Origin of the sequence: Huijunlia imazamoxiresistens (genome assembly GCF_037132455.1) — a bacterium.
In the GTDB taxonomy this organism is placed as follows: Bacteria; Bacteroidota; Bacteroidia; order Chitinophagales; family Chitinophagaceae; genus Flavisolibacter; species Flavisolibacter imazamoxiresistens.
In genome coordinates this window covers 291144-310463 of the sequence record NZ_JBBBEI010000003.1, presented here as the reverse complement: position 1 = coordinate 310463, position 19320 = coordinate 291144, and the positions used below count along the sequence as shown (strand labels likewise).

General features: G+C 57.5%; 18 protein-coding genes. 15 read left to right on the top strand and 3 right to left on the bottom strand.

The genetic code is table 11. The annotated features are described in order from the left end of the window. Window positions 1-278: 278 nt before the first annotated feature. The 3 genes from V9K67_RS05100 (at window position 279) to V9K67_RS05090 (ending at window position 3221) form a co-directional block, all read left to right on the top strand. Window positions 279-1985, top strand: coding sequence for a L,D-transpeptidase family protein (locus tag V9K67_RS05100; protein ID WP_336720540.1), 1707 nt, complete (start codon window positions 279-281; stop codon window positions 1983-1985). Window positions 1986-1991: 6 nt separating this feature from the next. Continuing rightward, window positions 1992-2447, top strand: a complete 456-nt coding sequence (locus V9K67_RS05095; protein WP_336720539.1) for a septal ring lytic transglycosylase RlpA family protein — start codon at window positions 1992-1994, stop codon at window positions 2445-2447. 249 nt (window positions 2448-2696) lie between these two features. Continuing rightward, window positions 2697-3221, top strand: a complete 525-nt coding sequence (locus V9K67_RS05090; RefSeq protein ID WP_336720538.1) for a septal ring lytic transglycosylase RlpA family protein — start codon at window positions 2697-2699, stop codon at window positions 3219-3221. Between the two features lie 18 nt (window positions 3222-3239). Here V9K67_RS05090 and V9K67_RS05085 read toward each other — a convergent pair whose 3' ends face one another. Continuing rightward, window positions 3240-3872, bottom strand: coding sequence for a deoxynucleoside kinase (locus tag V9K67_RS05085; protein WP_336720537.1), 633 nt, complete (start codon window positions 3870-3872; stop codon window positions 3240-3242). Between the two features lie 19 nt (window positions 3873-3891). Then, window positions 3892-4380, bottom strand: a complete 489-nt coding sequence (gene folK / locus V9K67_RS05080; protein WP_336720535.1) for a 2-amino-4-hydroxy-6-hydroxymethyldihydropteridine diphosphokinase — start codon at window positions 4378-4380, stop codon at window positions 3892-3894. A 60-nt stretch (window positions 4381-4440) separates the two neighbouring features. Here folK and sppA point away from each other — a divergent pair, with 60 nt between their 5' ends. From sppA to V9K67_RS05055, 5 genes are all read left to right on the top strand, one after another. After that, window positions 4441-6192: a signal peptide peptidase SppA gene (sppA, locus tag V9K67_RS05075; protein WP_336720534.1), complete on the top strand. Its 1752-nt coding sequence runs from the start codon at window positions 4441-4443 to the stop codon at window positions 6190-6192. A gap of 165 nt (window positions 6193-6357) precedes the next feature. Next, complete coding sequence (locus V9K67_RS05070; protein WP_336720533.1) at window positions 6358-7464, top strand: ABC transporter permease; 1107 nt, start codon at window positions 6358-6360, stop codon at window positions 7462-7464. Window positions 7465-7520: 56 nt separating this feature from the next. Next, on the top strand, window positions 7521-8009 hold the full coding sequence (locus V9K67_RS05065) for an SRPBCC family protein (RefSeq protein ID WP_336720531.1): 489 nt from the start codon (window positions 7521-7523) through the stop codon (window positions 8007-8009). Between the two features lie 96 nt (window positions 8010-8105). Further along, window positions 8106-8672 carry an RNA polymerase sigma factor gene (locus V9K67_RS05060; RefSeq protein WP_336720529.1) on the top strand — a complete coding sequence of 189 codons (567 nt, stop codon included), beginning with the start codon at window positions 8106-8108 and terminating at the stop codon, window positions 8670-8672. Beyond that, window positions 8653-10029, top strand: coding sequence for an outer membrane beta-barrel protein (locus V9K67_RS05055; RefSeq protein WP_336720528.1), 1377 nt, complete (start codon window positions 8653-8655; stop codon window positions 10027-10029). Before V9K67_RS05060 ends, V9K67_RS05055 begins: the two co-directional genes overlap by 20 nt. Window positions 10030-10066: 37 nt before the next feature. On the opposite strand, the gene queG is transcribed toward V9K67_RS05055, so the two are convergent. Next, window positions 10067-11035, bottom strand: coding sequence for a tRNA epoxyqueuosine(34) reductase QueG (queG, locus tag V9K67_RS05050; RefSeq protein ID WP_336720527.1), 969 nt, complete (start codon window positions 11033-11035; stop codon window positions 10067-10069). Window positions 11036-11161: 126 nt separating this feature from the next. Here queG and V9K67_RS05045 point away from each other — a divergent pair, with 126 nt between their 5' ends. The 7 genes from V9K67_RS05045 to nuoE all read left to right on the top strand — a co-directional run bounded on the left by V9K67_RS05045 (window position 11162) and on the right by nuoE (window position 19295). Further along, window positions 11162-13180 (top strand): DUF3858 domain-containing protein, encoded by a 2019-nt coding sequence (locus V9K67_RS05045; protein WP_336720526.1) that lies wholly within the window; start codon window positions 11162-11164, stop codon window positions 13178-13180. Window positions 13181-13210: 30 nt separating this feature from the next. Continuing rightward, window positions 13211-15130 (top strand): DUF3857 domain-containing transglutaminase family protein, encoded by a 1920-nt coding sequence (locus V9K67_RS05040; protein ID WP_336720525.1) that lies wholly within the window; start codon window positions 13211-13213, stop codon window positions 15128-15130. A gap of 102 nt (window positions 15131-15232) precedes the next feature. Continuing rightward, on the top strand, window positions 15233-15661 hold the full coding sequence (locus V9K67_RS05035; protein WP_336720524.1) for a CBS domain-containing protein: 429 nt from the start codon (window positions 15233-15235) through the stop codon (window positions 15659-15661). Between the two features lie 83 nt (window positions 15662-15744). Next, window positions 15745-16227: an NADH-quinone oxidoreductase subunit A gene (locus V9K67_RS05030; RefSeq protein WP_336720523.1), complete on the top strand. Its 483-nt coding sequence runs from the start codon at window positions 15745-15747 to the stop codon at window positions 16225-16227. A 111-nt stretch (window positions 16228-16338) separates the two neighbouring features. Further along, window positions 16339-16977, top strand: a complete 639-nt coding sequence (locus tag V9K67_RS05025; RefSeq protein WP_336720521.1) for an NADH-quinone oxidoreductase subunit B — start codon at window positions 16339-16341, stop codon at window positions 16975-16977. 52 nt (window positions 16978-17029) lie between these two features. Next, window positions 17030-18775, top strand: a complete 1746-nt coding sequence (gene nuoC, locus V9K67_RS05020) for an NADH-quinone oxidoreductase subunit C/D (RefSeq protein WP_336720520.1) — start codon at window positions 17030-17032, stop codon at window positions 18773-18775. A gap of 55 nt (window positions 18776-18830) precedes the next feature. Further along, window positions 18831-19295: an NADH-quinone oxidoreductase subunit NuoE gene (gene nuoE / locus V9K67_RS05015; protein ID WP_336720519.1), complete on the top strand. Its 465-nt coding sequence runs from the start codon at window positions 18831-18833 to the stop codon at window positions 19293-19295. Window positions 19296-19320: the final 25 nt, after the last annotated feature.

Below are 19320 nucleotides of genomic sequence, written 5' to 3'. Positions count from 1 at the left end.
TAGAAACAGCTTTTCCATCCCGAGGGGATCCTTCGCTGCGCTCAGGATGACAGCATTAAAGGTTGTCATCCGTCTTATTATTGTTGCTTCAACTTACCTGCATCCGTCCTTTTCTGCACAACATTCCCACACATGCTGCTCTTAACCAGATTTTAATACCCATTTCAGCGAACTCTGGTGTAATCTTTGCAAAGGGTGCGCGACTTTGTGCCGCAAAGGTTACATGAAATTATTTCTGTATCTTTTAAGCATCAATGAAACTTAACCATTCAAACTGCATGAACCGTTCAACTTTACTCGTCCTGCTTTGCTCGATATTTTTTATCGGGGCTGTCATCGGCTCCTGTAAAGGAAAAGCACGCGTGGGTGAAGTGGAAATTGCAGAGGATACTTCGGATATCAACGACCTGGCTACCGGCGTGATCCAGGCTACGCTGGAGGAACTGCAGGCAACAGGAAAAGCGGAAGGCAAACTGCCGGCACTGCGCAGCGTGCCCCTGGTGAAAAAGGTGTACGCCCATTTTTCCTACCGGCCGATCTGGACCAACAACGGCGAGTGGAAACCCATGGCGGATTCGCTGTTGGCCTTTATCGATTCCTCCCGGCAGTACGGTTTGTTTCCCGGGGATTATTACGGGAACAAGCTCGCCGGCCTGCGCCAGCGGCTGGTGGAAGACACCACCGCCGGGGCCGTTACCAAACTGAACGCCTCGCTCTGGGCCGAAGCCGACCTGTGGCTGACTACCGCCTTTGTGCGGCTGACCAAAGACCTGCGGGCGGGGCGCCTGTTCCCCGACAGCATCCTGCTGCAACGGGACAGCGTGCTGCGGGATAATTTTTTCACCGGCCAGGTGACGGCTTTGCAGCAGGGGGCCAGCATGCAACAGGTGGCCGAAAGCAGCGAGCCGGAACATCCCGGCTACCACCAGGTGAAGGCCTACCTGCAGGACTTCCTGCCCGGCGCCAACCTGCGGAAGTACACCTACGTCAACCCGAAGGACAGTGCGCGCCTGCCGGCCCGCCTGCGCAAGCGGCTGGGAGAGGAGGCCTCGGTGGTCCTTCATAAAAAGGGTACCGACTCCCTGGTGCTGGCCGACGCCATCCGCCAGTACCAGAAAAGCAAGGGACTGAAGCCGGATGGAAAGATCAGTGCCGCCCTGGTGACCGAGTTGAACAACAATGACCGCGACCGGTTCATCCGCCTGGCCATTGCCCTGGACCGCTACAAGGGACTGCCCCGGACCATGCCGGACCAATATATCTGGGTGAATATCCCGTCCTACCGCATGCAGGTGCGGGCAGGCGATTCGGTGCTGCTGGAATCGAAGGTGGTGGTGGGTACGCCCAAAACACGCACCCCCGAACTGACCAGCGCGATCTCGGACATGGTCACTTATCCCAAATGGACCATTCCGCCGAGCATCATCAAAAAAGACATTATCCCGGGAATGAAACGGAACCCGGGCTATATCTACCGGAAAGGCTTCAGCCTGGTCGACAATGAGGGCAAGCCGGTAGATCCCTATGGCGTGAACTGGGCCAAGTACCACAACTCCATTCCTTACAAAGTAGTGCAGGGCAGCGGCGACGACAATGCCCTGGGGGTGATGAAGTTCAATTTCAGCAACGACCATTCCGTATACCTGCACGATACCAACCAGCGGTATTTGTTCAGCAAAAAAAGCCGGGCCCTGAGCCATGGCTGCGTGCGGGTAGAACAATGGGATGCGCTGGCTTATTATATATTAAGGCAGGACAGTACCCTGCGCGAAGAAAATGCCATCAGTCCCAAAGCGGTCCCGGCGGATTCGCTGCGGAGCTGGCTGGCCCAGAAAAAAAAGAAGTATATACGGGTGCGGGGCAACATTCCCCTGTTCATCCGCTACTTCACCTGTGACGTGATCAACGGAAAACTTGTTTTCTATGAAGATGTGTATGGAGAGGACCGCAGGCTGCAGGAAAAATATTTTGTTCAGAAAAACTGATGGGACATGCGCCGTTATTTCATTACAGGTTTGCTCTCCTGTTTCCTGCTGCTGTATTCGGCACAGGGGCAGGCAGAAGCCGAAGGCCGGGAGTACCCGAAAACAGGGCCGCCACCCGAAGAGGTTTCAAAAAAGGCGGGGAAGAAGGCAAAGAAGCGGGTTTTTTATGGTACGGCCAGTTATTATTCCCATAAATTCCGGGGCCGCAAAACCGCCAGCGGCGCCACCTACCGGCACCGCCAGTATACCGCGGCCTGTAACCGGGTGCCGCTGGGCACGCTGGTAAGGGTTACCAACCTCAAGAATAAAAAGAGTATCGTCATCCGGGTCAACGACCGGATGAGCCGCCGGAGCCGCCGCGTGGTCGACCTTTCCCGGGCCTGTGCCGTACGGTTGGGCTTTGTAAAACAGGGCGTTACCCGGGTCAGGGTGGAAGTGCTGCGGAAGCCCAGGCAGAAATAGGGGCCGGGTCCGCCATTTCCTGTCTTTTTTTCAGCTGGATTCATTTTCTGGCAGGGAATTTGCTAAGCGGGAGCAGTTTCAGGAACGGATGAGCCAGCTTCAATGGATTCTGTTGACCCCCCCTGAATACCCGTTTCAACCCCAAAAAGGCGGATTTCGTCTATTTCCAGGAGCAGCCAGTGCAATAAAGCCCTATCTTGCAAACCTGCAACGAAGGAAAAAAGTGATTCTTTCTAATTGCGGTCCGGGATGATGACGACGAGAGCGCCCCGGGAAAACACAATTGTTTCATCAAAAAAATATTGTCGAATGCGTCGTTTTTTGATTGCCAACGTGATTACCCTGATGTCCCTGTTTGCCTCTGCACAGACCCAGGCGAAGTCTGGAAAAAGCCAGCAGAAAAAATCCGACTCGGAACAACTGAGTCAGAAAAGCAAGGGCGTTCTTGATTATGGTAAAGATCTTTATACCGGCATCGCCAGTTATTATGCCGATAAGTTCAAAGGCCGTTCCACTGCAAGTGGCTCCTCCTACAGCCATGGCCTGATGACCGCCGCCTGTAACGTATTGCCGCTCGGCATGTGGGTGCGGATCACGAATCCCCAAAGTAATAAAAGTATTATTGTGCAGATCAATGACCGGATGCACAAGGCGAACAAACGGCTGGTGGACCTGCCGCGGGCCTGTGCCGAAAAACTCGGTTACATCACCAAAGGCATCACAAAGGTTATGGTGGAACCCCTGGGCATGAATGCTCCCGCCGGCGCTTTTTAGTAACCCCGGTCCTCCTGCTTAGGGCAGGCTGACAAAGAGCTGATCCGAGGTAAAATCATTTTCCAAAGCATCTGTAATTACTTGCAGGTGCTTTTTATTTTCCAAAAAGTCGGCGTTCGAGGCGTCCACGAACAGGGTTTTCTGCCGGTGCTGCCGCAGGTAATGCGTGTAGGTTTCCTGGATGCTGGCGAGGTATTCGTCCTTGATGCCCTGTTCGTAGGAGCGGTTGCGTTTGCGGATGTTCTCCTGTAGCCGGTGTACCGGCGCATGCAGGAAGATCAATATATCGGGCTGCAGCAGTTGCTGGTGAATGATGTCGAACAGGCGCTGGTACAGCCGGAATTCGTCGGGCGGCAGGTTGATACGGGCAAACAGCAGGCACTTGGTAAAGAGGTAGTCGGAGATGGTCAACTGCTGGAATAGGTCTTTTTGAGCGATCAGCTCCTTGAGCTGCTTGTAGCGTTCGGCCATGAAAAACAGTTCCAGCGGAAAGGCAAACTGGGCCGGGTTTTCATAAAACTTCGGCAGGAAGGGGTTGTCGGCAAATTCCTCCAGCACCAGCCGGGCATTGTAGTATTCGGCCAGCAGTTGGGCCAGCGTGGTCTTTCCCGCACCAATGTTTCCTTCGATGGTGATAAAGTGATGCTTCATGCAGGCAGAATTTTTAAGGTTACCGTTCCTCCAGCCGATTCACTTTCAGCGGATCGGTACATGCTTCCAATAATTGCAAGATAGTTTTTTCGAGTACAGGATGCCGATAGTCCGGTGCCAGGTCGGCCAGGCATTGCAGCACAAACCGGCGGTTGGGCATTTGCGGGTGCGGCACCTGCAGTTCGGGCAGGTCCACCACCTTGTTTTCGTACAGCAGCATATCGATGTCGATGGGGCGGGGACCGTATTTTTCCAGCCGCTGCCGGCCCAGTGTCTTTTCGATCTGCAGGGTGCACTGCAGCAAGGCTACCGGCGACAGGTCGGTGGCGATTTCCAGCGCCTGGTTCAGGAAGGGGGGCTGGTCCTCGAGTCCCCAGGCTTCGGTTTCATACAGGGGCGAGGCGGCGGTCACCCTTCCGCATTGCCGGTGGATGGCCTCTGTAGCCCTGCGTAAATTCTCCCTGCGGTCGCCCATGTTGCCGCCGATCAGCAAATAAACCTTGTTCATAATTGTACTGCCAAAGGCTTCAAATATCTTTTATTTTTGAGCAACTAACTCAATTACCAGATGCGAAGCTTTTTCAAAATATTTTTTGCCTGCCTGCTGGCGTTGGTGGTCTTCCTGTTTATCGGTTTCCTGATGGTGGCCGGCGTGGCCGGTTCGTTTGCCGCCCGGGAAAAGCCCGTTGTATCGGAAAAGTCGGTGCTGCAGCTCAACCTCGGCGACCATTTCCGCGAACAGAAAGAATCCGACCCGCTGCAACAGGTGACCGGCGGGGGCAGTGATGTGCCCGGCCTCTACGATGCCGTCCGGCTTATTCGCCATGCCAAAACCGACGACAACATCTCGGGCATTTACATCCAGGCCGACGGCAATGCCAATGGCCTGGCTTCTTCCCAGGAGCTGCGGCAGGCCCTGCTCGATTTCAAAACCTCGGGCAAGTTCGTGCTGGCCTACGGCGACATGATGCGGCAGGGTGCGTATTTCGTGGCCAGCGCCGCCGACAAGGTGTATATCAACCCGGCAGGCGATATGGACTGGAAAGGCTTCAGCGTGGAGCTGGCCTTTTTCAAAGGCATGCTCGACAAGCTGGAGATCCAGCCCCAGGTGTTTTATGCGGGCAAGTTCAAAAGCGCTACCGAGCCCTTCCGCACCGACAAAATGACCCCGGAGAACAAGCTGCAGACCACCGTCTGGCTGAGCAACCTCTACCAGCACTTCCTGCAACAGACCGCTGCCGTCCGCAAGGTGGATACCGCCACCCTGCGCCAACTGGCCGAGACCGGCGCCGTGCAAACACCCCAGGACGCCCTGCGCTACCGCCTGGTGGACGGTTTGAAATACGACGACGAAGTGAAGGACGAGCTGAAGAAACGGCTGGGCCTGGACAAAAAAGACAAGATCAACCTCCTCTCCATCGGCAAATACGAAGAAGCGGCCGACTATAAAGCCACCGGCAAGGACCGCATTGCCGTCATTTATGCCGAGGGTAATATCGTGGACGGCGAAGGCTCCCAGGACAACATCGGCGGTGACCGCTTCCGCAAGCTGATCCGCAAGGTACGGCTCGACGAGTCGGTAAAAGCCATCGTGCTGCGGGTGAATTCGGGTGGCGGCAGCGCCCTGGCCAGCGAGAACATCTGGCGCGAGCTGGCGCAGGCCAAAAAGGAGAAACCGGTAGTGGTGAGCTTTGGCGATGTGGCGGCTTCGGGCGGCTATTATATTGCCTGCGGCGCCGACAGCATCTTCGCCTCGCCCAACACCATCACGGGCTCCATCGGCGTCTTCAGCCTGATCCCCAACATGGAAGGCTTTTTCCGCAGCAAGGCCGGCGTCACCTTCGACGGGGTAAAGACCGCCCAGTATGCCGATGCCGGTGCCGTGTACCGGCCCTTGTCCGAAGCCGAAAAGTCCTTCATGCAGCAGGGCGTGGATCGCATTTACCTGCAGTTCAAGCAGCGGGTGGCCCAGGGCCGCAAAAAGGACATTGCCTATATCGACAGCATTGCCCAGGGAAGGGTATGGAATGGTACCGACGCCCTGCGCATCGGGCTGGTGGACCGGGTAGGCGGCCTGCAGGAAGCCGTGAACTGTGCGGCCCGCCTGGCCAAGGCGGACAGCTACCGCCTGCGCGAATACCCCGAATCCCCGAATTTCCTGCAGCGCCTCCTCCACAAGGGCGGTTCTTCCGAACCCGAAGCGCAGCTGCGCCAGCAGGTAGGAGAGGAGAACTACAAGGTCTTCCGCGAGCTGGTAAACATCCGCCAGATCTGCGGCTCCGTCCAGGCACGCCTTCCGTTTGAGTATTTCATTAAATAGCCGTAGCCGGATGGAATTGGTTAATTGGTTCATTGGTTAATTGGGCGTTCGTTTGAAACAGTATCCCTGTAGGGAAGCCTGTTCCCTTCCCAATTAACCAATTAACCAATTAACCGCTCCCGCGGCCACCGCCGTTTCCCTACTTTTGCGCCGCAAAGCACACGAATGTCAAAACCGTATAATCAATGGGTGGCCATGCTGGCCATTACTAAAGCCAGCCTGAGGGCTGTGGTCAGAAGTCCGTCCTCCGTTCTTTTCAGCCTGTTTTTTCCGCTGGTGTTTATCCTGGTGTTTGGCTTTATCGGCAACGGCGGCGGTCCTTCGTACCGGCTGGTGCTGGCGCCCGGCAGCGACACGGCCAATGCCGTGATCGATTCGCTCAAAGCGATCCGCAACGTAAAGTTCGTTACCGGCGAGAGCCGCGAGGAGCTGGAGTCCGAACTGCTTAAGGGACAGATCACGGGGGTATTGAGTGTGCAGAAGATGACGCCTGCCCAGGGGGGCTCCGACTACAACATCCGGTTTCAGTCCACCACGGCCAGCGCCGATAAGGTTTCCTCTTTCCTGCCCCTGCTCGAGAACGTTATATCCAAGATCGACAAGCGGCTGTTCGTGGAACGGCAAACCTATGCCCGGGTACAGCAGGAGATCCGGGAGGTGCGGCCCTACCGCGCCATCGACTTTATCCTTCCCGGCCAGCTGGGGTTTTCCCTGTTAAGCGCCAGCGTATTCGGTGTGGCCTTCCTGTTTTTCAACCTGCGGCAGCTGCTGGTATTGAAACGCTTCTATGCCACGCCCATCCGCCGGATCTACATCATCCTGGGCGAGGCCCTGAGCCGGGTGATCTTCCAGATGGTGGCGGCGGTCATCATCATTGCCATCGGTCATTATGCCTTCCAGTTTACGCTGGTCAACGGCTGGGTGACATTTCTGGAGATCATGGTTTTGAGCTTTATCGCCCTGCTGGTATTCATGGCGTTCGGGTTCGTGGTGAGCGGGATCGCAAAAAGCGTCAACACCATTCCGCCGCTGGCCAACGTGGTGGCGCTGCCGCAGTTCCTGCTGGCAGGCACGTTCTTTCCCATCGATGTCTTTCCCGGCTGGCTGCAGCCGATCAGCCAGGCACTGCCGCTGACCTTTTTCAACGACGCCATGCGGCGCATCGCTTTTGAAGGCGCCCACCTTACCGACTGCTGGGGCGACCTCCTGGCCCTGCTGCTGTGGGGCGTAGTGGCCTTTGCCATAGCCGTAAAAGTATTCAAGTGGGAGTAAGGGCGACTCGGAAATCCCCCTGTCAAACAAGAATCAATCAATCCTAAACATTTTTCGTGCGTATCATCAAATTAGCCTTTTTCAGTTTCCTGGTGCTTTTCAGCCTCCTGACCATTTTTTCCCTGTTCATACCTTCCAACATCCACCTGACCAAGGTGATCGCGATCCAGGGGGAGCGGGACAGCATTTTTGCCCTGCTGCAGCAGAAGGAGCAGTGGCCCCGCTGGCATCCCGCCTTTATGCCCGAAAACGACCCGCAGCAGCAGGGACTGCAGCAAACGAGGGTGGTCATTACCGGGCAAACCGACACCACCCTGGCGGTGGAAATGGCTGCTGCCGGCCGCAAGCCGCTGCAAACCGGCTGGGAGCTCCACCGCGCCGACAGCACCGAACCTTATAACGTGGTGTGGTATACCGATTTCCACCTGTCGTGGGCGCCCTGGCAGAAATTCAGCAGCCTGTTTTTCGAGAATACGTATGGCGCCATGATGGAAAAAGGATTGACCAACCTGAAAAAGGAAGTGGAGGGAAGGGAAGGTTTGTAGCCAGCCCGGAACCAACTCTGGAACTTTTCGAGAATAACTGAATTACCTTTGCAACGTTTTTACCATTCACTTTGTCAGTAAACCACCAGGCGCAAAATGGATCATAACCAGCTCATAAAAGATTGTCTGAAAGAACGGCCGGCTGCCCAAAAGCAGTTGTACCACCTTTTTGCCGGTCCCATGCTGGGCATTTGTTACCGTTACACCAAGTCCATGGCCGATGCCGAGGATGTGCTGCAGGAAGGCTTTATCAAAGTATTCCGCAGCCTGCACCAGTACAAGTCCGAGGGCGAGCTGGGCGCCTGGATCAGGCGGATTATGGTGACCACCGCTATTAATTATTTAAAGAAAAATATTCGTTATCAGAGTGAGTTGCTGTTCACGGATGATTATCTGCATGCCGTAGATAACGACAATCCCGCCGTGCAGCTGCAGGCAAAGGAACTGGCCGGGCTCATTCGCCAGTTGCCCACCGGCTACCAGACCATCTTTAACCTGCATGCCGTAGAGGGGTATTCCCATGTGGAGATCGGCGGCCTTTTGGGGATCCATGAAGGAACCTCCCGTTCGCAATACGCAAGAGCCCGGGGGCTACTGATCAGCTGGTTGGAACAATTGAACGGCGATTCGAAAAACCAAAATTATGCAAGAGCAAAGTTTTGAAAAACAGGTCCGGGATCAACTGGAGGAGCTCTCTTTCGTTCCTTCCGGCTCTGTTTGGCAACAAGTGGAAAAAAACATCCACCGAAAAAAAGAGCGGCGCAGGGTCGCCCTCTGGGTCTGCTCCCTGCTCCTCCTGCCCGCCGGGTTTTTTCTCTGGAAGCAAACCTCCCCAAGGTCCGGTGCTGCCACCGAAACCGCAGCGGTAGCTCCCGCGGCACCGCTAACCGCCGGCAGGGGAATAGCCCCGGTACCCGCCTCCGGGCCGGGTACCACCGCGTCGGCCGGTATCACTACGAATGGCCGTGTACCTGCCGGTACTGCCAGCGGCAGCGATGTGCCTGCCGGAACGGTAGCTGCCCACCCGGTTGCCCCAGTTATGGGAAGAGCGTCCTCTTCTGTGACCGGTAGAACCGCGTCAACAAATGATGTCCCTTCCGCCAGGCTGCCCGGTGGCCGCAGGTCTGCTGCCAAGGGTCAGAAGCCGGAGACCATTATTTATGGGGAAAAGGCCAATGCGAACGTTCCCGGCGGATTGGGCCGGGAGGCCGGTGCGCCCCTGCTGGCGGTTCGGACGCTGCCCGAACCGCAAATGAGGGATTCCCTTTCCTTGACGAAACGGATGCGGGCGCTGAAAGTTCCTGCCGTGGAAGCGCCGCCTGTCCAGCCGAAAAAATGGCATTGGGGCGTAGAAGGCTCCGCCGGCCTGTCGGGTATGGCCCTGCTGAAACGTTCCCCCGAACAGGCTCCCGGTCCGGATCCGCTCTTTGCCGCCATGCCCAGCCCGGATTATTCCAGCGCCCCGGGTATGAAGCCGGGGATTACGGTCGCTGCCGGCCTGCGGGTTGCCCGCAGCCTGACGGACCGGTTGTCGCTGACGGCAGGGCTGCGCTACCAGCAATTCCGCACGAAAATGAATATGGACCAGAGCGCTCTTTACAATACCCTGGACGGCAACAGCGGCGGCAGCTCCAGGGTCGGCAGCTTCGGCCCGGGAACGATCCGGGAGGACTATACCAATAAATACCATTTTGTGGAGTTGCCCCTGGGCGTGGAGTACCGCTTGTCGGAGCACCTGCCCCTGACCGGGCATACCGGGCTGAGCGTAGGCCGGTTGATCCGCACCAACGCCCTGAACTACCAGGATGCCACCGGGCTGTATTCCGGCGATCAATCCTTGTTGCGAAAAACCCAGGCCAGCCTGTTTGCCGGCCTGTCGTATCCCGTGGCGCGCCTGGGGAAAGCCACCCTGGTAGCCGGCCCTTCGGCCCAGGTAGGATTGACCAACCTGATCAACGATAAAAGCAGCAAACGCCAGCACCTCTACACCGCCGGCCTCCAGGCACGGGTAGCGTTTTAATTTGATGGGGCCCCGGAATCGCGTTCCGGGGCTTTTTTTATATGTCTTCACCGGCGGGGCCCGTTCTTTCCGGCTCCTCGTTTTTCAGGAAACGGATATTGCGCTGGATGCCTTTCAGCTTGGAGCGGCTCAGGGGGCTGTGCTTAAAAATCTTTTTGAAGGCTTCCTCGCTCAGCGCTTCCCAGTCGCGGGTGGTAAAATTCAGGATCTCGGGCAGGGGCGTAAACCCGGGTTCGTGGTGCGGCTGGCTGAAGCGGTTCCAGGGGCAGACCTCCTGGCACACATCGCAGCCGAACATCCAGTTCTGAAACTGGCCTTTCATTTCCGAAGGGATCACTTCGTCCTTCAGCTCAATGGTAAAATAAGAAATGCACCGGCTGCCGTCGACCACCTTGCCGGGCAAAATGGCCCCGGTAGGGCAGGCGTCGATGCAGCGCCGGCAACTGCCGCAGAAATCTTTGGCAAAAGGATCATCGTATTCCAGCTCCAGGTCGGTGATGAGGGTGGCGATAAAGAAAAACGAGCCGCTGCCCTTGGTAATGAGGTTGCCGTTGCGGCCGATCCAGCCCAGGCCGCTGCGCTGGGCCCAACTGCGCTCCAGCACCGGCGCCGAATCCACGAAACCGCGGCCGTTGATGGGACCGGTCGTTTCTTCGAGTTCGGCCAGCAGTTGTTTTAACTGGGAGCGGATAACGTTGTGGTAATCCTGTCCCCAGGCGTAGCGGGAAATTTTGAAGTCACCTTCCGGGCCGCCTTCGCCGGGATAATAATTTTTCAGCAGCGTGATGACCGAGCGGGCGCCGGGTACCAGCTGCGAAGGGTCGACCCGCAGGTCGAAATGGTTGGCCATGTAGTGCATGTTGCCGTGCCGGCCCTGGTTCAGCCAGGCCTCCAGGCGGCGGGCATCGTCGTCCAGGCGCTGCGCCCGGGCAATGCCGCAATAGTCGAAGCCCAGGCGGCGGCTGAGGTCTTTTACGAGTCGGGTATGTTGGGTCGCTGTGCTCAAAATAAGAGATAAAAAGCCGTAAAGGTCTGAAAATAGGACGGTTAGCGGTGCAAAATAATTATAAAGGTTTGTTTGTAATTTCCTGAAATATTGTTGATCTTGCCCGCCCAACCAAACTAATCCGTTATGAGGAAGATCGCCCTTTCCCTGGCGGCGCTGTTGCTTTTGAGCGCCGTTCATGCCCAGAAAACCCCTCCCGCTAAGTTCGGAAAGATCACTCCCGAAGACCTTCAGAAAACCGTTTATTCCATCGACAGCAACGCCAGCGCCGTGGTCATCGCCGATGTCGGCCGCTCGGTCATAGAAGGCAACACCAAAGGCTGGTTCTCCCTGGAACACACCCATTACAAGCGGGTGCACGTGCTGAAAAAAAGCAGTTACATGAGCCCCGGGAGCTCCGTGGCCGAAGTGGAGATCCAGCTCTACGTCCGGGGAACGGAGGAGGAACGCCTCAATTCCATCAAGGCCGTCACCTATAACCTGGAAAACGGCAAGGTGTTGGAAACGAAGTTGGAAAAATCCGGCATCATCACCGACAAGTACGACCGGAACCATATCGTCAAAAAATTCACCTTTCCCAATGTGAAGGAAGGCTCGGTGATCGAGTTCGAGTACACCGTTACTTCGGACTTCCTGTTCAACCTGCAGCCCTGGAATTTCCAGGGAAATTTTCCCCGCCTGTGGAGCGAATACAATGTAACCATCCCCGGTTTCCTGGACTATATTACCCTGAAGCAGGGCTATTACCCGTTTTTCATCAGTGACCACACCGCCAGCCAGAAGCTGTTCAGCATTACGGAAAGCAACGGCACCCAGGCATCGGAGCATTATTCCTTTACCTCGGGGGTGGGCGTCCATCGCTGGGTGATGAAGGATGTGCCCGAGCTGAAAATGGAAAGCTTTACTTCCACCCTGGCCAACCACCGCTCGCGAATCGAGTTCCAGCTGTCCGAGTTCCGCGAGCCCCTGACGCCCAAGAAGTTTATGGCTACCTGGCCCCAGCTGGCGAAGGACCTGCTGGCCGACGAGGATTTCGGCAAATCGCTCTCCTCGGCCAACAACTGGATGGCCGACGAGGTAAAGGAAGCAACGGCCGGGGCCGTCACCGAAGCCGACAAGGCCCGCCGGATCTTTGCCTGGGTACGGGAAAGCATCAGCTGTACCGACCACAACGCCCGCTACATTACCCAGCCGCTGAAGAACGTGCTCAAAGCCCGCAAGGGCAACGTGGCCGAGGTGAACCTGCTGCTGACCGCCATGCTGCGCGCCGCCCAGGTGCAGGCCGACCCGGTATTGCTCAGCACCCGCGACCACGGCGCCACCTATGCCATGTACCCCATCATCACCCAGTACAATTACGTGGTGTGCCAGGCCCTGGTGGACGGCCGGCTCCACTTCCTCGATGCCAGCACCCCGCGCATGGGCTTTGGCCGCCTGCCGGCCGACTGCTACAACAGCACCGCCCGCCTGATCGCCGAAGTTCCCGTGGCCATTGAGCTGCGGCCCGATTCGGTGATGGAGAAAAAGCTGACCGCGGTGGTGATGATCAACGACGAAAAAGGCAAGTGGGTAGGACACCTCAACCAGACCCTGGGGTATTTCGAATCCGTAAAAGTGCGCGAAAAGATCATGGAGGGCGGCCGCGAGGGCCTCGTCAAAATGATGCAGAAGGTGTACGGCAGCGACCTCACGCTTTCCAACTCCGTGCTCGATTCGGTAAATAAGTACGAAGAGCCCCTGGGCATCCAGTACGACTTTGAAATGAACAATGCCGGCGAGGACATTCTTTATTTCAACCCCATGTTCGCCGAAGGACAGAAGGAAAACCCCTTCAAGTCGGCCGAGCGCCTGTACCCGGTGGAAATGCCCTGTACTACCGACGAAACCTTTGTGCTGACCATGGAAGTGCCCAAAGGCTACGCGGTGGACGAGCTTCCCAAAAATGTAAAGGTTAAGCTCAACGAAAAGGGGGAGGGGATGTTCGAATACCTGGTTTCCCAATCGGGCGAGACCATCTCCATGCGTTCGCGGCTGAAGCTGTCGCGCGCCACCTTCCAGCCCGATGAATACGAGCTGCTGCGCGAGTTCTTTACCCTGGTGGTGAATAAGCACAGCGAACAGATCGTTTTTAAAAAGAAGAAATAACCCACCGCCCTTAACCCAAAAATATTTCGGATGATGCGTTCCCTGTTTTTCCTGTTTGCGGCCCTGTTGCTGGCGACGGCGGGCTATGGCAATGAGATCAATTATGCGGTGCTGGCCATTCCCCGGCCCTTGCTGCAACATGCCAGCGTGGTGATGCGCAACGAGGAGACCCGCTTCGAGATCCTGGGCCCCGGCGAGACGGTGCTGTATAAAAAGTACGCCCTGACCATCCTCAATGAGAACGGTGACGACTACGCCGGTTTTTACGAATGGTACGACCGCTTCGACCAGGTGCGCTCGATCGAAGGCAACCTCTACGATGCCATGGGCCGGCAGCTGAAAAAGGTCAAAGGAAAAGACATCCAGGATGTCAGCGGTTCGGACGGCAGCAGCCTGGCCGACGACTTCCGCATCAAGCTGCACAACTTTTACTGCAAGCAGTATCCCTACACGGTGGAATACGAGGTGGAAATAAAGGCCAGTCATACTTTTTATTTCCCCGACTGGAGGCCCCAGCGCTTCGAGCACATGGCGGTGCAGAAAAGCTCCTATACGCTGGTAGCCCCGGAAGGATACACCGTGCGCTACAAAAGCTTCAATTACAAGGGCGAACCGGTGGTGACCAGGGAGAAGAACCGGAAGATCACCACCTGGCAGGTAGGCGACCTGCCGGCTGTTACCTACCCGTTTGCCGCCCCGTGCCGCAGCGAGCTGACCACCTCGGTTGTGCTGGCGCCCACCGGCTTCGGCATCGGCGACTACAAGGGCAATATGAGCGACTGGAAGGAGTTCGGAAAATTCATCTATGCCCTCAAAAAGGACCGCGACCAGCTGCCGGCCCCTGTGGCCCAACAGGTGCAGCAGCTCACTGCCGGCCTGTCGGACGACCGCGAGAAGGTAAAGGCCCTGTATGCCTTCCTGCAAAAAAATACCCGCTACATCAGCATCCAGCTGGGAATCGGCGGCTGGCAGCCCTTCGATGCCGCCTTCGTGGCGCAGAAAGGCTACGGCGACTGCAAGGCGCTGAGCAATTACATGTTCAGCCTGCTGAAGGCGGCCGGCATCCAATCCTATTACACCCTGGTGAATTCGGGCGGGGATTTCCGCAACCACCAGCTGATGGACGATTTCCCTTCCAACCAGTTCAACCACGTGATTTTATGCGTACCCCTGAAGGCGGACACCATTTGGCTCGAATGCACCAGCCAGACCCTGGCGGCAGGCTATATGGGCACCCATACGGGTAACCGAAAAGCCCTGCTGATTGATGAGCAGGGCGGTACCGTCGTGGCCACCCCCCGCTACGGCCTGCAGGAAAACCGGCAGCTGCGGTCGGTAAAAGGCGTGGTGGACGCCGCCGGCGACCTGAAGGTGATGATCCATACGGTATATTCCGGCATTCAGCAGGAAGAAGTCCACGAAATGCTCGCGCACCTGTCGAAGGAGAAAGTCAAAAAAGTGCTGAACGAAGAACTGAACCTGACCACCTACGATATCAACAATTTCAAATACGCGGAAAAAGCCGACCGCATTCCGGAGGTGATCGAGGACCTGGAGCTCCAGGCCAGCAAGTTCGCCACCGTCAGCGGCAAGCGGCTGTTCCTGGTGCCCAACCTGCTGAACCAGAGCACCACCCGCCTGACCGACAGCTCGGAGCGGAAGCATGATTTCGTCTTCGACCTGGCCTGGCGCGACGTGGATACGGTGGAACTGGAGGTGCCTGCCGGTTACGTGCCCGAGGTGGTGCCGCCGGAAGTAAAGCTGCAGACCCCCTTCGGCGCCTATGCCAGCAGCGTGCGGCTGGTGGACAACCGGCTGTTCCTGCTGCGCACCCGCGAGCAGTATGCCGGCCGCTTCCCCGCCTCGGACAAGGACGCCCTCGCCCGCTATTACGAGGCCATCTACAAGGCCGACCGGGCCCGGGTGGTGCTGGTAAAGAAAGCGGAATAGGCGCGGAAGCGCCAGGGGCAATGGCTGCCCGGGTTTTCTTTTTTTGAATTCGTGAAAAATTAAGTTAACTTGATATGCCATTTACCTCTAAACTTCCTTCTAATGGGTACAGTGAGACACATCCTCGAAAGAAAGGGCGGCACGGTCTACACGGTAAGTCCCGACACCACCGTTTACGATGCACTGGAAACACTGGAAAATAAAAACGTGGGCGCTTTGATCGTAGTGGAGAACGGAACGTTTTTCGGCCTGTTTACCGAGCGCGATTACGCACGCAAAGTGATCCTCAGGGGACGCTCCTCCAAAGAAACACGGGTACGGGATATCATTGCAGAACGCACCCCCTACGTGACCCTGGATACCAGCATCGAACAGTGCATGGAGCTGATGACGGAAAAGTATGTGCGGCACCTGCCGGTACTCAATGAAGGAGGCGTATGCGGGATCATTTCCATCGGCGACGTGGTGAAATACATCATCGATGAAAAGGATTACATCATTGATAACCTGAGAAATTATATCGTCAGCTGATGCTGCCGTCGCACGACCTGAACAGGTAAGCGGCGTCCGGGTGTTTTCAGGTCCCTGAATTTTCAGATCCTAAATCGCTCTTTATGCCGGGAGAAGATGCCTTTATTGCCCGTTTCTGGCCCATGCTGCTGTATGCCGGCCTGGTAGTGGTGCTGCTGGCCGCTATCCTGGGACTTTCCTATATCCTGGGGCAGCGCCATAAGGAGCGCCAGACCGACCTTCCCTACGAGGGAGGCATCGAGCAGACCGGCTCGGCCCGCCTGCGCTTCTCCGTGCAGTTTTACCTTGTGGCCATGCTGTTCGTGATCTTCGACGTGGAGGCCGTTTTCCTGATGCTCTGGGCCGTGGGCCTGTACGAGCTGGGATGGCCCGGCTATATCGGGGCGGCCGTCTTCATCGGGCAGTTGGTGGTGGTGCTGATCTACGAATGGGGCACCGGCGCCCTGGACATCGGCCCGAATGTAAAAGGCATCATGAAGGCGTACAAACGCCTGACGACCCAAAAAGCGGAAGCCCCGGAAGCAACCAACCCGCCGGCTCCTTCCACACCGGTTCATGCCGGCTGATCCTGCCCTGTCACTACACTCCAACCGAAACGCGTCCTCCCCGGGCTGGGGCGGGCGGTACTGTCTTTCCTCCGTATCCCCCAATCAGGAACCTTCAATTTGTTGTTTAATATGAAATGGTGGCTCAGTAAATCGGGCGATGCAACCGGCAACGTGGCCGGTACGGGCAGTATGGAAGAAGCGGTGAGCAAAAGCATTATGCTTACCTCCGTCCAGAGCCTGCTGGCCTGGGGGCGGAAAAACTCCCTCTGGCCGTTTCATTTCGGGCTCAGCTGCTGTTTCGTGGAAATGGCTACCAGCCTTACCAGCAAGTACGACGTGGCCCGTTTCGGGGCCGAAGTGATCCGGGGCACGCCCCGGGAGGCGGACGTGATGGTGATCGCCGGTACCGTCTTCATCAAGATGGTGCCCATCATCAAGCGGCTGCACGAACAAATGATGGAACCGCGCTGGGTGATCTCCATGGGCAGCTGCGCCAACAGCGGCGGCATGTACGACATTTACAGCGTGGTGCAGGGCGTGGATAAATTCCTGCCGGTGGACGTTTACGTGCCCGGCTGCCCGCCGCGGCCCGATGCCTTCATGCAGGGACTGGTGCTGCTGTCGGAAGCCGTGGGTAAAGAAATGCGCCCCCTGAGCTGGGTCATCGGCGAGTCGGGGGTGATCAGGCCCGCCCCGCCCTCCATGAAGGAACGCAAGCGGGAAGAACGGATGGGAATGACCCAGTTCCGCTCGCCCGACGAAGTATAGGCTCTTTTTCCCTCCGTGCCCGGAAAGCTGTTGACACTAAATAGCTTGAATTATGCCGGATGACGAGACCATATTGCCCCTGTTGGAGCAGCGCTTCGGAGCGGAGGTATTCCAGCTTCAAGTCACTGCCGACGGGGTGCTGACCCTCTGGGTGCCCCGCGACCGCCTGCTGCCCGTGGCGCGGTGCCTCAAGACCATCGAACGCCCCTACAACTTCCTCTACGACCTCTGCGGCCTGGACGAACGCGACCGGGCCCACCAAAACGGGCATCCTTCCAAAGACTTCTCGCTGGTCTACCACCTTTTTTCCTTTGACCGCAATGCCTTTATCCGCCTGAAAGTGGCGCTGGGCGGCGAGGCGCCCTCCATGCCCACGCTGACCGGCCTGTTTCGCAATGCCAACTGGTACGAACGCGAAGCCTTCGATATGTTCGGCATCCGCTTTGACGGCCATCCCCACCTGCAACGCATATTAATGCCCCTGAGCTGGAAAGGACATCCCCTGCGCAAGGAGCATCCCGCCCGGGCCACCGAGATCGGCCCGTTCCAGCTCTACGACGAGCTGCAGGACCGCGAGCAGGCCAACCTCCAGTTCCGCCCCGAGGAATGGGGCATGGAGCGCCAGGACGAGGATTCCGATTTCATGTTCCTCAACATCGGGCCCCAGCACCCCGGCACCCATGGCGTGCTGCGGATCGTGCTGCAGCTCGATGGCGAAGACATCGTGGACGCCGTGCCGGAGATCGGCTTCCACCACCGCGGCGCCGAAAAAATGGGCGAGCGCCAGAGCTGGCATACCTATATCCCGTATACCGACCGGGTGGACTACCTGGGAGGCGTCATGAACAACCTGGCCTACCTGCTGGCGGTGGAAAAGCTGGCGGGCATCGAGGTGCCCAACCGGGTCCACGTTATCCGGGTGATGCTGTGCGAGCTGTTCCGCATCTCGAGCCACCTGGTGTGGTTCGGCACCTTCGCCCAGGACGTGGGCCAGCTGTCGCCGGTTTTTTACATGTTTACCGACCGCGAAAAAGTGTTCGACATCATCGAGGCCGTCTGCGGCGGCCGCATGCACCCCAACTGGTTCCGCATCGGCGGCGTGGCCCAGGACCTGCCCCGCGGCTGGGACGGCCTGGTACGCGACTTCGTGGGCTATTTTCCCGCCCGCCTGCGCGAATACACCAACATGGTGCTGCGCAACAGCCTGTTCAAGGCCCGCACCAAGGGCATCGGCGTGTTCACCCGCGAAGAAGCCATCGAATGGGGCGTCACCGGCCCGGGCCTCCGGGCCTGCGGCTTCGACTGGGACTTTCGCAAAAAGCGTCCCTACTCGGGCTACGAGCAGTTCGACTTCGACATCCCCGTGGCCCAGAACGGCGATTGCTACGACCGCGCCCTGGTGCGGGTGGAGGAAATGCGGCAAAGCCTGCGCATCATCGAGCAATGCCTGAACAACATGCCCGAAGGTCCCTACAAGGCCGACCACCCCCTGACGACGCCACCGGTGAAAAAATATACCATGCAGGACATCGAAACGCTGATCACCCACTTCCTCAACGTCAGCTGGGGACCGGTGATCCCTGCCGGCGAGGCCATGAGCTGCATCGAGGCCACCAAGGGGGCCAACAGCTACTACCTCACCAGCGACGGCAATACTTCGCCCTACCGTGTCCGCATCCGCACGCCCTCGTTCCCGCACATGCAGATGCTGCCCTACATCAGCAAGGGCTACACCGTAGCCGACCTGCTGTCGATCCTGGGGGCGATGGACTTTGTGCTGGCGGATATCGACAGGTAAGGGAATTGGTTCATTGGGAATTAGTTAATTGGGCGCAGCCCACATAGTGCAGCTTATGTTATCTGAAAACGAAATAAAAGCAATCGATCATGAAGCGGCACTGGTGCCGCACAGGAAGGCGGCGGTGATCGAGGCCCTCAAAATCGTGCAGAAGGAGCGGGGCTGGATCAGCGACGAGAGCGTGGCGGCCATTGCCGGTTATCTGGAAATGAGCCCGGCGGAAGTGGACAGCGTGGCCACGTTTTACAACCTCATTTTCCGCAGGCCCGTGGGCCGGCACGTGATCCTGCTGTGCGACAGCATCTCGTGCTACGTCATGGGCTACAAGCCCCTGTACGAGGCGCTGCAGCAGCAGCTCTCCATCCGCTTCGGCGAGACCACCGGCGACAACCGCTTTACCCTACTGCCCAATGCCTGCCTGGGGTGCTGCGACCGCGCCCCGGCCCTGATGGTGGACGACGACCTCTACCGCGACCTGACCGTGGAGCAGCTGCCCGCTATTTTGGAAAAATATACCTGATTGTTTACCGACACAAACCCCCAAA

Coding starts and splice junctions, on each gene's coding strand:
- V9K67_RS05090 (WP_336720538.1), top strand. CDS start 2,697: ATGATGACGACGAGAGCGCCCCGGGAAAACACAATTGTTTCATCAAAA.
- V9K67_RS05060 (WP_336720529.1), top strand. CDS start 8,106: ATGGATCATAACCAGCTCATAAAAGATTGTCTGAAAGAACGGCCGGCT.
- sppA (WP_336720534.1), top strand. CDS start 4,441: ATGCGAAGCTTTTTCAAAATATTTTTTGCCTGCCTGCTGGCGTTGGTG.
- V9K67_RS05070 (WP_336720533.1), top strand. CDS start 6,358: ATGTCAAAACCGTATAATCAATGGGTGGCCATGCTGGCCATTACTAAA.
- V9K67_RS05100 (WP_336720540.1), top strand. CDS start 279: ATGAACCGTTCAACTTTACTCGTCCTGCTTTGCTCGATATTTTTTATC.
- nuoE (WP_336720519.1), top strand. CDS start 18,831: ATGTTATCTGAAAACGAAATAAAAGCAATCGATCATGAAGCGGCACTG.
- folK (WP_336720535.1), bottom strand. CDS start 4,380: ATGAACAAGGTTTATTTGCTGATCGGCGGCAACATGGGCGACCGCAGG.
- nuoC (WP_336720520.1), top strand. CDS start 17,030: ATGCCGGATGACGAGACCATATTGCCCCTGTTGGAGCAGCGCTTCGGA.
- V9K67_RS05045 (WP_336720526.1), top strand. CDS start 11,162: ATGAGGAAGATCGCCCTTTCCCTGGCGGCGCTGTTGCTTTTGAGCGCC.
- V9K67_RS05025 (WP_336720521.1), top strand. CDS start 16,339: ATGAAATGGTGGCTCAGTAAATCGGGCGATGCAACCGGCAACGTGGCC.
- V9K67_RS05085 (WP_336720537.1), bottom strand. CDS start 3,872: ATGAAGCATCACTTTATCACCATCGAAGGAAACATTGGTGCGGGAAAG.
- V9K67_RS05055 (WP_336720528.1), top strand. CDS start 8,653: ATGCAAGAGCAAAGTTTTGAAAAACAGGTCCGGGATCAACTGGAGGAG.
- V9K67_RS05040 (WP_336720525.1), top strand. CDS start 13,211: ATGATGCGTTCCCTGTTTTTCCTGTTTGCGGCCCTGTTGCTGGCGACG.
- V9K67_RS05095 (WP_336720539.1), top strand. CDS start 1,992: ATGCGCCGTTATTTCATTACAGGTTTGCTCTCCTGTTTCCTGCTGCTG.
- V9K67_RS05030 (WP_336720523.1), top strand. CDS start 15,745: ATGCCGGGAGAAGATGCCTTTATTGCCCGTTTCTGGCCCATGCTGCTG.
- V9K67_RS05035 (WP_336720524.1), top strand. CDS start 15,233: ATGGGTACAGTGAGACACATCCTCGAAAGAAAGGGCGGCACGGTCTAC.